Source organism: Streptomyces sp. ERV7, from assembly GCF_001653515.1.
Lineage (GTDB): Bacteria > Actinomycetota > Actinomycetes > Streptomycetales > Streptomycetaceae > Streptomyces.
The window spans coordinates 761,129-773,525 of the sequence record NZ_LYOY01000029.1; the positions used below are offsets into that span (position 1 = coordinate 761,129).

8 protein-coding genes, 5 tRNA genes and 3 pseudogenes are annotated in these 12,397 nt (G+C 71.1%); 8 read left to right on the top strand and 8 right to left on the bottom strand.

Translation table 11 applies throughout. The features are described 5' to 3' along the window. The first annotated feature begins 101 nt into the window (after positions 1–101). Positions 102–1,499: a LysR substrate-binding domain-containing protein gene (locus A8W25_RS09770; protein WP_079125929.1), complete on the top strand. Its 1,398-nt coding sequence runs from the start codon at positions 102–104 to the stop codon at positions 1,497–1,499. On the opposite strand, the gene A8W25_RS09775 is transcribed toward A8W25_RS09770, so the two are convergent. The 3 genes from A8W25_RS09775 to A8W25_RS09785 all read right to left on the bottom strand — a co-directional run bounded on the left by A8W25_RS09775 (position 1,477) and on the right by A8W25_RS09785 (position 3,970). Next, the gene (locus tag A8W25_RS09775; RefSeq protein ID WP_067158652.1) at positions 1,477–2,277 is read right to left on the bottom strand and encodes an EI24 domain-containing protein; all 801 of its coding nucleotides are present in this window, start codon (positions 2,275–2,277) and stop codon (positions 1,477–1,479) included. The genes A8W25_RS09770 and A8W25_RS09775 overlap by 23 nt on opposite strands. A gap of 114 nt (positions 2,278–2,391) precedes the next feature. After that, the gene (locus A8W25_RS09780; RefSeq protein WP_067158654.1) at positions 2,392–2,817 is read right to left on the bottom strand and encodes an organic hydroperoxide resistance protein; all 426 of its coding nucleotides are present in this window, start codon (positions 2,815–2,817) and stop codon (positions 2,392–2,394) included. Positions 2,818–2,941: 124 nt separating this feature from the next. Beyond that, positions 2,942–3,970, bottom strand: coding sequence for an NADP-dependent oxidoreductase (locus tag A8W25_RS09785; protein WP_067158656.1), 1,029 nt, complete (start codon positions 3,968–3,970; stop codon positions 2,942–2,944). 104 nt (positions 3,971–4,074) lie between these two features. Between A8W25_RS09785 and A8W25_RS09790 the strand changes: the two genes are divergently transcribed. Continuing rightward, positions 4,075–4,497, top strand: a complete 423-nt coding sequence (locus A8W25_RS09790; protein WP_067158658.1) for a MarR family winged helix-turn-helix transcriptional regulator — start codon at positions 4,075–4,077, stop codon at positions 4,495–4,497. Positions 4,498–5,037: 540 nt separating this feature from the next. Here A8W25_RS09790 and A8W25_RS09795 read toward each other — a convergent pair. The 5 genes from A8W25_RS09795 to A8W25_RS09815 all read right to left on the bottom strand — a co-directional run bounded on the left by A8W25_RS09795 (position 5,038) and on the right by A8W25_RS09815 (position 5,582). After that, positions 5,038–5,111, bottom strand: a tRNA-Ile gene (locus tag A8W25_RS09795). Positions 5,112–5,275: 164 nt separating this feature from the next. Continuing rightward, positions 5,276–5,348: transfer RNA gene (locus A8W25_RS09800), tRNA-Asn, on the bottom strand. 5 nt (positions 5,349–5,353) lie between these two features. Continuing rightward, positions 5,354–5,426: transfer RNA gene (locus tag A8W25_RS09805), tRNA-Asn, on the bottom strand. Positions 5,427–5,431: 5 nt separating this feature from the next. Next, a tRNA-Asn gene (locus tag A8W25_RS09810) sits at positions 5,432–5,504 on the bottom strand. Between the two features lie 5 nt (positions 5,505–5,509). Beyond that, a tRNA-Asn gene (locus A8W25_RS09815) sits at positions 5,510–5,582 on the bottom strand. Positions 5,583–5,775: 193 nt separating this feature from the next. On the opposite strand from A8W25_RS09815, the gene A8W25_RS09820 reads away from it, so the two are divergent. The 6 genes and pseudogenes from A8W25_RS09820 to A8W25_RS09845 form a co-directional block, all read left to right on the top strand. Continuing rightward, positions 5,776–6,087 carry a hypothetical protein gene (locus A8W25_RS09820; RefSeq protein ID WP_067158660.1) on the top strand — a complete coding sequence of 104 codons (312 nt, stop codon included), beginning with the start codon at positions 5,776–5,778 and terminating at the stop codon, positions 6,085–6,087. 80 nt (positions 6,088–6,167) lie between these two features. Continuing rightward, positions 6,168–7,596, top strand: a pseudogene (locus tag A8W25_RS09825) (FGGY family carbohydrate kinase). 121 nt (positions 7,597–7,717) lie between these two features. Continuing rightward, on the top strand, positions 7,718–9,451 hold the full coding sequence (locus tag A8W25_RS09830) for an ABC transporter ATP-binding protein (protein WP_067158662.1): 1,734 nt from the start codon (positions 7,718–7,720) through the stop codon (positions 9,449–9,451). Then, positions 9,448–11,373: an ABC transporter ATP-binding protein gene (locus A8W25_RS09835; protein ID WP_067158665.1), complete on the top strand. Its 1,926-nt coding sequence runs from the start codon at positions 9,448–9,450 to the stop codon at positions 11,371–11,373. Before A8W25_RS09830 ends, A8W25_RS09835 begins: the two co-directional genes overlap by 4 nt. 81 nt (positions 11,374–11,454) lie before the next feature. Further along, positions 11,455–11,727: pseudogene (locus A8W25_RS09840) on the top strand (ABC transporter ATP-binding protein); the annotation flags it as partial. A gap of 79 nt (positions 11,728–11,806) precedes the next feature. After that, positions 11,807–12,316, top strand: a pseudogene (locus A8W25_RS09845) (hypothetical protein); the annotation flags it as partial. Positions 12,317–12,397: the final 81 nt, after the last annotated feature.

Consider the following 12,397-nt stretch of genomic DNA (forward strand, 5'->3'; position numbering starts at 1 on the left):
GGCGGCCACGGCTGAATCCCTCGCGTTGCTTCGAGTCCCCCTGTTCACACGGGAGTTCCTTCTCGATACTGGCCGCCCAGGCCTCGACGGAAGGATGCCCAGTGGTACGTGGACGGCGTGTACGGGGTACGGGAGTGGCGCGGCTCGCCCTGTTGGTCGCTTCTCTGACGGTCGGCGCCGTGCTCGCGCCGGTCCCGGCGCAGGCGCAGGCCCCGGCCGCGACGGGGGCACCGCCGACGGTGGAGGAGCGGCGCCTGGACCTGGCCGTGCCGCAGGAGATACTCCGGCGCTCCGGGTTCGACGACGTGGCCGCGCGGTTCGCGCGCGAGCTGGACGGCGTACGGTCCTACCGGCAGGCCGAGCGGCTGGTCACCCGCGAGGGCGCGGCGCTGTGGCGGCGGGCGGTGGACCGGGCCCAGGGGCGCGGCGACGCGGGCGGCGACCTGAGCCGCGGCGACGACCGGCCGCTGTACTGGGCGCGGCTGGGGATGACGCGGGAACTGCGGGGCTGGGAGCCGGGGTTCGGGCTCTCCGCTTCCCGGCGGACGGCGCTCCTCGATCTCCTCGAACGGGGTTCGCGGGGCCAGGACTCGATCGCGTACGGCACGGGCACGAGCTACAAGAGGATCCTGGTCACCGGGTTCGACCCGTTCACGCTCGACCGTGACATCCGGATCGGCAATCCGTCGGGGGCGACGGCGCTGGCGCTGGACGGCACGTGGATCCGTACGGCCGCCGGGCCCGCCCGGATCGAGACGGCCATGTTCCCCGTCCGCTGGGGCGACTTCGCGGCGGGCACGGTCGAGCGGACGCTGCGGCCGGTGCTGCCCCGGGTCGACCTGTTCACCACGGTGAGCCAGGGGCGGGTCGGGCGGATCGACGTCGAGCGGTTCACCGGGGCGTGGCGGGGCGGGTTCCCGGACAACGAGAACGTGTCGCGCACGGAGACCGTGCCGGTCTCCGACCCGGCGAGCCAGCCGCAGTGGACGGCGACGACGCTGCCGTACGAGGCGATCGTGGCGGCTCGTACGGGGCCGTTCCCGGTGTACGACCACACGTCGGTGACGGAGATTCCGGCGGGTGGGACGGGGCCGGTGGTCCGGGACTCCGGGCCGACGGAGGGGTCCGTGGGTGGGCGGCTGCGGCTGGCCGAGCTCGCCGACGAGGAGTGGGTGGCGGGCAGCACCCGCCCCGAGGACACGCTGATGCGGCCGGTCCTGGAGGCCGGGTTCCGGCCGCGTACGACGCTCGTCGTACGGGACTGGATCGCCAAGCAGGGCTTCGTCGCGGCCGGTCTGGGCGTGACCCTGCTGCCGGCCCTGGCCGCCGACTCGGTCCGCTCCGACATCGTGCTCGTACCGGTCCACCCGGACGACGTGCCGCACCGGGCGGTCTACGCGGCGACTCCGCACGGCCGCGCCGACTCCCCGGCGGTGGCCGCCTTCCTCACCGAACTCCGGGCGGTCGCGGGGCAGCTCAGCCGGTCGGGCCGCCCGTAGCCGGCTCGGGCCACGGCTGCGGCTCCGGCTCCGGCGCCGTCTCCTCCAGCAGGTCCCGCACCATCAGCGTCGCCCCCGCCACCGCCCCGGGCATCAGGAACACCGCCACGAACGGCACCAGGAACGCCAGCGTCAGCGGGACGCCGAAGCCCAGGACCAGCATGCGGCGCGTACGCAGCAGGGCGAGGCGGTCCGCCAGTTCCACTCCCCGGCGCTGGAGCGCGACCGCCGTGAGCTCCTCGGTGAGGAAGAACCCGGAGACGCAGAAGCCGATCGCGGGCACCACCGTCTGGCCGACCACCGGCAGGAAGCCGAGGGCGAAGAGGACGATCCCGTACAGGACGACGCGGGTCAGGACGCGTACGGAGTCACGGGCGGAGATCCACAGCTCGCGCCAGAGCGGCAGGCCGGACTCCGGTGCCTCGCCGCCGCTCTCCGCGCGGTCGACGTCCTCGGACAGCTTCTCGTAGAAGGGCTGGCCGACCAGGAGGGTCACCGCGGTGAAGGTGATGACCGCCAGGAACAGGCCGAACACGAAGACCAGCGCCGTCAGGAAGCCCCGGAACAGGCTCAGCCACGGCGAGGACCAGTCGTCGGCGAACGGCGTCGCCCAGCCGACGAAGTCGTCCGCGCCGTAGGCGAGGCCGGTCAGCGCCGCCGCGTACAGGACCAGGGTGACGAGCCCGGGCAGCAGCCCGACCCCGAGGGACCGGCCGTGCCCGGTGACCCATCGCTGCCCTTTGACCAGATAACCGAAGCCCGCCCCGAGATCACGCATGGCCGAACTCTATCGGCCGGTAACCGCCCCTCCCGTACGGGAGTTCCCCGCCCCGGAGCACGGCGAAGGGCCGCACCCCGCCGGGTGCGGCCCTTCCCACAGCCGCGCGGACCCTCAGGCGACCGCGAGGTCCACCGTGATGTTGCCGCGGGTGGCCTTCGAGTACGGGCACACCTGGTGCGCCTTCTCGACGAGCTCGCGCGCGGTGGCCGCGTCCACGTTCGGGATGGCCGCGGAGATCTTCACGATGATGCCGAAGCCGTCGTCGTTCTTGCCGATGCCGACCTCGGCGGTGACCGTCGAGCCGGATATGTCGGCGTTCTCCTGGCGTGCGACCACACCGAGGGCGCCCTGGAAGCAGGCGCTGAAACCGGCCGCGAACAGCTGCTCCGGGTTGGTGCCCGCGCCGCTGCCACCCATCGCCTTCGGCGGGTTCACGACCACGTCGAGCGTGCCGTCGTCGGTGGCGACCCGGCCGTCCCGGCCGTTCTCGGCGGTGGCGACGGCGGTGTACAGAACGTCGGACTGCTGGATGGACATGCTGGGTGCTCCTCCTGCTCGTCCCCGGCCGCTCGCGCCCACGACAGCCGGGATGTGGAAAGACCTTATCGGATGGCGGAAGTCATCCGATAAGGTCTTCACGGTTCCACGGGCGTGGCAGAGGTCACTCGCCCAGCGAGACGACCATCTTTCCGGTGTTCTCTCCCCGGAGCATGCCGAGGAAGGCGTCCGCGGCGTTGTCGATGCCCGCGACGACCGTCTCGCCGTACTTGAGCTCGCCGGAGGCGATCCAGCCGGCCACCTCCTGGACGAACTGCGGCTGGAGCGCCGCGTGGTCGCCGACCAGGACGCCCTGGAGGCGCAGCCGCTTGCCGATGATCATGGCCATGTTGCGGGGGCCCGGCGTCGGCTCGGTGTCGTTGTAGCCGGCGATCATGCCGCAGATGGTGGCGCGGCCGTGCACGTTCAGCGAGGAGATCGCCGCTTCCAGGTGCTCGCCGCCGACGTTGTCGAAGTAGACGTCGATGCCGTCCGGGGCGGCCGCGCGCAGCTGGTCGCGGACCGGGCCGTTCTTGTAGTTGAAGGCGGCGTCGAAGCCCAGCTCCTCCACCAGCCACTTCACCTTCTCGTCGGAGCCGGCCGAGCCGATCACCCGCGAGGCGCCCTTGAGGCGGGCCAGCTGGCCGACCTGGCTGCCGACCGCACCGGCCGCACCGGAGACGAAGACCGCGTCGCCCTCCTTGAAGGAGGCGACGTCGAACAGGCCCGCGTAGGCGGTCAGACCCGTCATGCCGAGCACGCCGAGGTACGCGGAGAGCGGGGCCAGCTTCGCGTCGACCTTGGTGGCGTGCCGGGCGTCCACATCGGCGTACTCGCGCCAGCCCAGCCCGTGCAGCACGTGGTCGCCGACGGCGAAACGCTCGTCGTTGGAGGCGACGACCTCGCCCACCGCGCCGCCGTCCATCGGCTTGTCGAGCTGGAACGGCGGAATGTACGACTTCACGTCGTTCATACGACCGCGCATGTACGGGTCGACGGACATGAAGAGGTTGCGGACCAGGATCCGGCCCTCGGCGGGCGCGGCGACCGGGACCTCACGGAGCGCGAAGTCGGTCGGGACCGGCCAGCCGTGCGGGCGGGCGACGAGGTGCCATTCACGGCCGGTGGCGGGGAGTGCGGACGGTGCGGACATGGGGTGCGTCCTCCTGCGACAAATTACTTCCGGTTACTTCATGTACTGAAACAACCATGCTCCTGGATATTTGAGATTGTCAAGTAACTCGGTACGCTGGTTCCATGGCCACGCGTATGGATCCCCTCACCGTCGAAGTCGTCGAGCTCATCGGCTCCGTGGTGGCGCGCTACCACGAGGAGTACGAGCGGGCCGCCGCCGAGCACGCGCTCACCGGCGCGCAGGCGCGGGTGCTCGGGCTGCTCTCACTGGAACCGGTGCCGATGCGGCAGATCGCGCGCAAGCTGAAGTGCGAGCCGTCGAACGTCACGGGGATCATCGACCGCCTGGAGGCGCGCGGCCTCGTCGAGCGCCGCCCCGACCCGGCCGACCGCCGGGTGAAGCTGGCCGCCCCCACGGAGGAGGGCCTGCGCACGGCGGCCCGCCTGCGCGACTCCCTGGACTTCGCCCGCGAACCGCTGGCGCAGCTGTCGTCCGACGAGCGGACGGTGCTGCGGGATCTGCTGCGGCGGATGCTGGGGCAGTGACGGCCCGGGGTTCATCCGCGGGCCGGTGAGTGGCCGGTCGCGCGGTTCCCCGCGCCCCTGTTCGTCCGGTGCTCACCTGCGGACCGTGGGTGGCCGGTCGCGCGGTTCCCCCGCGCCCCTCAGTCGGTCCGCCGGGCCCTGGGAATGTGGCTCGGGCCAAGGTGCCTAGGGGCGCGGGGAACTGCGCGATCAGCCCCCACCGGCCCGCGGAGAAACACCGGCCCCTTCAGGGGCGGGGGGAACTGCGCGGCCAGCCCCCACCGGCCCGCAGATGAACCCCGGGCACAAAGCACGCGCAGGTCGCGCGGAGCTACAGGCACCACCACAGGAAGCGGCTGCACGTCTTGGTCGGCGTCGGTGTAGGGGGCGGCTGCGGCGGGGCCGGGGGCGAGTCGGACGTGGACGGCTGCGGAGACGTGGACGGCGCCTCACCGCCCGGCGGCCCCGCACGCAAAGAGCCCCGACCACAAGTTGGTCGAGGCTCTCCCCCGCGCAGGCGAACTCCACAGGTTGAAACGTTTCTGCGCAGGGAACGCAGAGTGGGGCGGGTGGGACTCGAACCCACGGCCGACGGATTATGAGTCCGCTGCTCTAACCGGCTGAGCTACCGCCCCTAACGGCGCGTCGCGCACATTTGTGCGCGCCGTCTGCCGCAGCATAGCCGCTCATACGATCTCCTGCCTCGGATGGTCGGCAACGCACGCCCATGAGGACCCCGTCACGCCCCGCGCGGTTCCCCCGGGCATGAAAAAGGACCCTCAAGGGGCCCTTTTCACTGCTCTCCCGACTGGACTCGAACCAGTAACCTGCCGGTTAACAGCCGGCTGCTCTGCCAATTGAGCTACAGGAGACCGAGCTCCCCCGACTGGACTCGAACCAGTAACCTGCCGGTTAACAGCCGGCTGCTCTGCCAATTGAGCTACAGGAGACCGAGCTCCCCCGACTGGACTCGAACCAGTAACCTGCCGGTTAACAGCCGGCTGCTCTGCCAATTGAGCTACAGGAGACCGAGCTCCCCCGACTGGACTCGAACCAGTAACCTGCCGGTTAACAGCCGGCTGCTCTGCCAATTGAGCTACAGGGGAATGTCTCGTTGCATCGAACGTACCTACCCCGGGTGTCCCCGGGCGGCGTGCGCTCGCTGCGACACATACATTAGCGCAAGCAGGGGGGTGCTCCGCCAATCGGTTCCGCCCCGGGTGATCACAGGGCTGCACGGGTAGGCGCAGCACAGACGCCACAGCGACGTCAGACAGACGCCACAGAAGGGTGACCGCCATGCGCTACCGGCTCACGTTCGCCGTCGGACTCGTCGTCGGGTACGTGCTCGGGACCCGGGCCGGACGCGAGCGGTACGAGCAGCTGAAGAAGTCCGCCCGGCAGGTCGCGCAGAACCCGGCCGTCCGCAACACCGCCGAGTCGGCCGCCCAGAACGGCCGCGCGTACGCGGGCAAGGCCTTCCACGCGGTGAGCGAGAAGGTCTCCGAGAAGGTCGGGGACAAGGCGCCGAAGTCGATCGCCGACCGGGTGCGGTCGCTGCGCGAGCGCGGCCAGGACACCGAGGACGACTGGGGCACCAGCAACACCTGACCCCCGGTGCAGGCCGCACCGGCAAGACCCGGCGGACGCGGGGGGCCCGGTGGCCCCCCGCGTGATGCAGAATCGTGCGCATGGGGATAGTCGCCGGGCTGGACAGCTCTTCCGCCTTCACACGCATCGTCGTCTGCGACACCGACACCGGTGCCGTCCTGCGGCAGGGGTATGCCCCGCATCCCGTCGACCCGAAGGCCACCGAGGTCGATCCGCAGGCCTGGCTGCTCTCGCTCGGCGAGGCCGCGGCGGGCGGCCTGCTCGAAGGTGTGCAGGCCATCGGGGTCGCCGCCCAGCAGCACGCGCTGATCGCGCTCGACGGCCAGGGCGCGCTCATCCGGGCCGCGCTGACCGGCAACGACAAGCGCGCCCAGGTCGCCGCGGCGGATCTGACCGACGCGCTCGGCGGGCGGGAGGCGTGGGCCAAGGCCGTCGGCTGTGTGCCGCAGGCCGCCCAGGCCGTGGCGAAGCTGCGCTGGCTGGCCCGTAACGAACCGGAGACCGCCCAGCGCACCGCCGCGATCGTCCAGGCGCACGACTGGCTGGTGTGGCAGCTGCTCGGCCGCCCGGCCCGTCGCACCACCGACCGCGGCGCCGCGTCCGGCACCGGCTACTGGTCGGCCGCGACCGGCTTCTACCGCCCCGACCTGGTCGAGCTCGCGCTCGGCCACCACGTGGCGCTCCCCGAGGTGCTCGGGCCCTCCGACGCGGCCGGCACCACCCCCGAAGGGCTGCTGATCTCGGCCGGCACCGGCGAGACGATGGCCGCCGCGTTCGGGCTCGGCGTCGGGCCCGGCGACGCGGTCGTCTCGCTCGGGGCATCCGGTTCCGTCATGGCCGTGCACCACGAGGCGCTGGCCGACCCGGCCGGGATGATTACGTCGTTCGCCGACGCCACCGGCCGCCATCTGCCCGTCGTGCATACGAGCAACGCGGTACGGGCGCTGCGCGGCACGGCGGAGATGCTCGGCACCGAGAGCCTGGAGGAGCTCTCCGCGCTGGCGCTGAAGTCGACTCCGGGCGCCAGCGGGCTCGTCCTGCTGCCGTATCTGGAGGGTGAGCGCACGCCCCGGCTGCCGCACGCGGCCGGCACGCTGGCCGGGCTGCGGCGCGAGTCGATGAAGCCCGAGCACCTGGCGCGGGCCGCCTTCGAGGGCATGCTCTGCTCGCTGGCGGACGCGCTCGACGTGCTGCGGCTGCGCGGGGTCGAGGTGCGGCGGGTCTTCCTGCTCGGGGCGGCGGCCGAACTGCCCGCCGTGCAGGCGGCGGCGCCCGCGATCCTGGGCACCCAGGTGGTCGTGCCGCAGCCCGCCGAGTACGCGGCGCTCGGCGCGGCCCGCCAGGCCGCCGCAGGGCAGCCTCGCCGCGCACACCCCGCCGGCCTGGCAGGGCGCGGCCGCGCAGGTCTTCGAGCCGGGCGAGGAGCTGGCCGTGGGGCAGGCGGTGCGCCAGCAGTACATCGCTACGCGCGACGAGATCCACCCGGGCGCGTTCGACCCGGGCGTCTGAGGTCCGTTCTTGACCGATCCTTTTGCATCGCCCTGGGCTTAATCGCTTGGGGTTGCGGGGGTGGGGTGCCGCAAGATGGGAGGCCGAACCCCTCGATCTTGCCGACCCGGAGAGCCTTCACGTGCTCATACGACTCCTGCGGACCCATCTGGTTCCGTACAAGAAACCGATCGCGCTCCTGGTGCTGCTGCAGCTGCTCCAGACCTGCGCGACCCTCTATCTGCCGACCCTGAACGCCGACATCATCGACAACGGTGTGGTCAACGGGGACACCGGCTACATCCTGGAGTTCGGCGGCATCATGATCGCCGTCAGCCTCGTCCAGGTGGTCTGCAACGTCGGCGCCGTCTACTTCGGCGCGCGCACGGCCGCGGCCTTCGGCCGGGACGTCCGCGCGGCCGTCTTCGCCCGCGTCCAGTCGTTCTCCTCGCGCGAGGTGGGCCACTTCGGGGCGCCGTCCCTGATCACCCGGACCACCAACGACGTGCAGCAGGTCCAGATGCTGACGCTGATGGCGTTCACGCTGATGGTGTCCGCGCCGATCATGTGCTTCGGCGGCATCATCATGGCGCTCGGCCAGGACGTGCCGCTCTCGGCGGTGCTGCTCGCCGTGGTGCCGGTGCTCGGCCTCTCCGTCTCGCTGATCGTGCGCAGGATGCGACCGCTGTACCGCACCATGCAGACGCGTCTGGACACGGTGAACCGCGTACTGCGCGAGCAGATCACCGGCAACCGTGTGATCAGGGCGTTCGTGAAGGACGACTACGAGAAGGGCCGCTTCCGGGGCGCCAACACCGAGCTGACCGACGTCTCGCTCGGCACCGGCCGGCTGATGGCGCTGATGTTCCCGACGGTGATGACCGTCGTGAACGTCTCCTCGGTGGCGGTGGTGTGGTTCGGCGCCCACCGGATCGACGACGGGCACCTGATGATCGGTCAGCTCACCGCGTTCCTCACGTATCTGATGCAGATCGTGATGGCCGTGATGATGGCCACCTTCATGTTCATGATGGTGCCGCGCGCCGAGGTCTGCGCCGAGCGCATCGAGGAGGTCCTGGGCACCGACACCAGCGTGGTGCCGCCGAAGGCCCCCGTGCGCGAGCTGCGCCGCAGCGGCCATCTGGAGGTCAGGGGCGCCGACTTCACCTACCCGGGCGCCGAGGAGTCGGTCCTGAAGGGGGTGGACCTGGTGGCCCGCCCCGGCGAGACCACCGCGGTCATCGGGTCCACGGGCAGCGGCAAGTCCACGCTGCTCGGGCTGGTACCGAGGCTGTTCGACGTGACGGACGGCACGGTCCTGGTGGACGGCGAGGACGTGCGCGCAATCGATCCCGTACTGCTCGCCAAGACCGTCTCGATGGTGCCGCAGAAGCCGTATCTGTTCTCCGGGACCGTCGCGACCAATCTGCGGTACGGCAATCCCGACGCCACCGACGACGAGCTCTGGCACGCGCTGGAGGTCGCCCAGGCCAAGGAGTTCGTCACCAGGCTGGAGGGCGGCCTCAACGCGCCCATCGCGCAGGGCGGCACCAATGTCTCCGGCGGCCAGCGCCAGCGGCTCGCGATCGCGCGGACCCTGGTGCAGCGGCCGGAGATCTACCTCTTCGACGACTCCTTCTCGGCGCTCGACTACGCCACGGACGCGGCCCTGCGGGCGGCGCTGCTGCGCGAGACGCGCGAGGCGACCGTCGTCATCGTGGCGCAGCGGGTCTCCACGATCCGCGACGCCGACCGGATCGTCGTCCTGGACGAGGGACGGGTCGTCGGCACCGGCCGCCACCACGAGCTGATGGCCGGGAACGAGACGTACCGGGAGATCGTGCTCTCCCAGCTGACGGAGGCCGAGGCGGCATGAGCGGAAACATGGCCCGGATGATGGGCCAGGGCGACGGCAAGCGCTCGATGGACTTCAAGGGCTCCTCGAAGCGGCTGCTCAGGCAGCTCGCGCCGGAGAAGGGCACGCTCTATGTGATGGTCGTGGCCGCGGTGCTCAGCGTGGCCCTCTCGGTGGTCGGGCCGAAGATCCTCGGCAAGGCGACCGACCTGGTCTTCGCGGGCGTCGTCGGCCGGCAGGCGACGGACGGGACGACCAAGGAACAGGCGCTGGAGCGGCTGCGCGCCAAGGGCGACGGCGGCCTCGCCGACATGCTCTCCGGGGTGGACTTCACCCCGGGCCACGGCATCGACTTCGGCTCGGTGGGCGGTGTGCTGCTCTACGCGCTCGCGGTGTACGTGGGCGCGGGGCTGCTGATGCTGGTGGCGACCCGGCTCTCCAACCGGGCGATCAACCGCACGGTGTTCCGGATGCGCGAGCAGGTGCAGGCGAAGCTGTCGCGGCTGCCGCTGTCGTACTTCGACCGCGCCAAGCGCGGCGAGGTGCTCAGCCGCGCGACCAACGACATCGACAACATCTCGCAGACGATGCAGCAGACGATGGGCCAGCTCATCAACTCAGCTCTCACCATCGTCGGCGTGCTCACGATGATGTTCTGGATCTCGCCGCTGCTCGCCCTGGTGGCGCTCGCGACCGTACCGCTGTCGGTGTTCATCGCGACGAAGATAGGCAAGCGGTCGCAGCCGCAGTTCGTGCAGCAGTGGAAGACCACGGGGCGGCTCAACGCGCACGTGGAGGAGATGTACACCGGGCACACCCTGGTGAAGGTCTTCGGGCGCCAGGAGGAGTCGGCTCGGCAGTTCGACGAGCAGAACGAGGCGCTGTACGAGGCCGGGTTCAGGGCGCAGTTCAACAGCGGGGTGATGCAGCCGCTGATGATGTTCATCTCGAACCTGAACTATGTGCTGGTCGCGGTCGTCGGCGGGCTGCGGGTCGCCTCCGGCGCGCTGTCGATCGGCGATGTGCAGGCGTTCATCCAGTACTCGCGGCAGTTCTCGATGCCGCTCACCCAGGTCGCCTCGATGGCGAACCTGGTGCAGTCGGGCGTCGCCTCCGCCGAGCGGATCTTCGAGCTGCTCGACGCGGACGAGCAGGAGCCGGACGCGGAATCGGCCGAGCGGCCGGTGGAGCGGCGCGGCGCGGTGACCCTGGAGAAGGTGGCGTTCCGGTACGACCCGGAGAAGCCGCTCATCGACGATCTGTCGCTGAAGGTCGAGCCCGGCCAGACGGTCGCGATCGTCGGCCCCACGGGCGCGGGCAAGACCACGCTGGTCAACCTGCTGATGCGGTTCTACGAGGTGACGGACGGGCGGATCACCCTGGACGGGGTGGACGCGGCCCGGATGTCGCGCCAGGAGCTGCGCTCGGGCATCGGCATGGTGCTCCAGGACACCTGGCTGTTCGGCGGCACCATCGCGGACAACATCGCGTACGGGGCGGACCGGCCGGTCACCCGCGAGGAGATCGAGGAGGCGGCCCGGGCGGCGCACGCGGACCGGTTCATCCGGACGCTGCCGGACGGGTACGACACGGTGATCGACGACGAGGGCACGGGGGTGAGCGCGGGCGAGAAGCAGCTGATCACCATCGCTCGGGCCTTCCTGTCCGACCCGGTGATCCTGGTGCTCGACGAGGCGACGAGTTCGGTGGACACGCGCACGGAGGTGCTGATCCAGAAGGCGATGGCGCGGCTGGCCCACGGCCGGACGAGCTTTGTGATCGCCCACCGGCTCTCCACGATCCGCGACGCCGACGTCATCCTCGTGATGGAGAGCGGCGCGATCGTGGAGCAGGGCACGCACGACGAGCTGCTGGCGGCCGAGGGCGCGTACGCGCGCCTGTACGCGGCGCAGTTCGCGCAGGCGGTGGCGGAGGTCGACTGAGCGCGTACGGGGCCGGGCGGTCCGCTGTGGGCACCCGTGCCCACAGCGGGGGGCACCATCGCTCGGGCCTTCCTGTCCGACCCGGTGATCCTGGTGCTCGACGAGGCGACGAGTTCGGTGGACACGCGCACGGAGGTGCTGATCCAGAAGGCGATGGCGCGGCTGGCCCACGGCCGGACGAGCTTTGTGATCGCCCACCGGCTCTCCACGATCCGCGACGCCGACGTCATCCTCGTGATGGAGAGCGGCGCGATCGTGGAGCAGGGCACGCACGACGAGCTGCTGGCGGCCGAGGGCGCGTACGCGCGCCTGTACGCGGCGCAGTTCGCGCAGGCGGTGGCGGAGGTCGACTGAGCGCGTACGGGGCCGGGCGGTCCGCTGTGGGCACCCGTGCCCACAGCGGGGGGCGGAGGGCGCGGGGGTGGGCTGCCTCAGCTGGGCGCAGGCGTCGATGGGGCACGGCCAGGCCATGCGGCGCACCCTCGGCGAGGCCGAGGATCTCTTCGTCTCGGACCGGGGCGACGTGCCCCCGCCGAGCTGGATGCAGATGTTCGACGAGGCGGACCTCCACGGCATGCAGGCCCTGGCGTTCCGTACGCTCGCCGAGCACGACCCGAGTGCCGCGAACGTCGCGGCCCGCCATGCGAAACAGGCGCTCGAACTACGGGTCAACGGGCGCCAGCGCTCGAAGATCTTCGACTACATCTCGCTCGCCTCGGCCTGCTTCATCGCCGACGACCCCGAACAGGCGGACCGCTACGCCCGGCTGGCGCTGGTGTCGATGGGGGAGACCTCCTCCCACCGCACCTGGGACCGGCTGCGCGAGATGTACCGGCTGACCGGGCAGTACTCCGGGTTCCAGAAGATCCAGGACCTGCGCGAGGAGATCCAGCTGGCCCTGCCGAAGGCGCCGACGCGCCGGGGCAGGAGCATGGACCTGTAGAAGGCGGGCCCGGCCGACCGGACCCGCCCAGAACCGCCTATCCGTCCACCGATCCGTACCGCCGTCAACCGAACGACGCCG

What these genes read in the sequence shown, in the direction of transcription:
- A8W25_RS09775 (WP_067158652.1), bottom strand. Translation starts at nt 2,277, where the DNA reads ATGCGTGATCTCGGGGCGGGCTTCGGTTATCTGGTCAAAGGGCAGCGA.
- A8W25_RS09780 (WP_067158654.1), bottom strand. Translation starts at nt 2,817, where the DNA reads ATGTCCATCCAGCAGTCCGACGTTCTGTACACCGCCGTCGCCACCGCC.
- A8W25_RS09785 (WP_067158656.1), bottom strand. Translation starts at nt 3,970, where the DNA reads ATGTCCGCACCGTCCGCACTCCCCGCCACCGGCCGTGAATGGCACCTC.
- A8W25_RS09790 (WP_067158658.1), top strand. Translation starts at nt 4,075, where the DNA reads ATGGCCACGCGTATGGATCCCCTCACCGTCGAAGTCGTCGAGCTCATC.
- A8W25_RS09820 (WP_067158660.1), top strand. Translation starts at nt 5,776, where the DNA reads ATGCGCTACCGGCTCACGTTCGCCGTCGGACTCGTCGTCGGGTACGTG.
- A8W25_RS09835 (WP_067158665.1), top strand. Translation starts at nt 9,448, where the DNA reads ATGAGCGGAAACATGGCCCGGATGATGGGCCAGGGCGACGGCAAGCGC.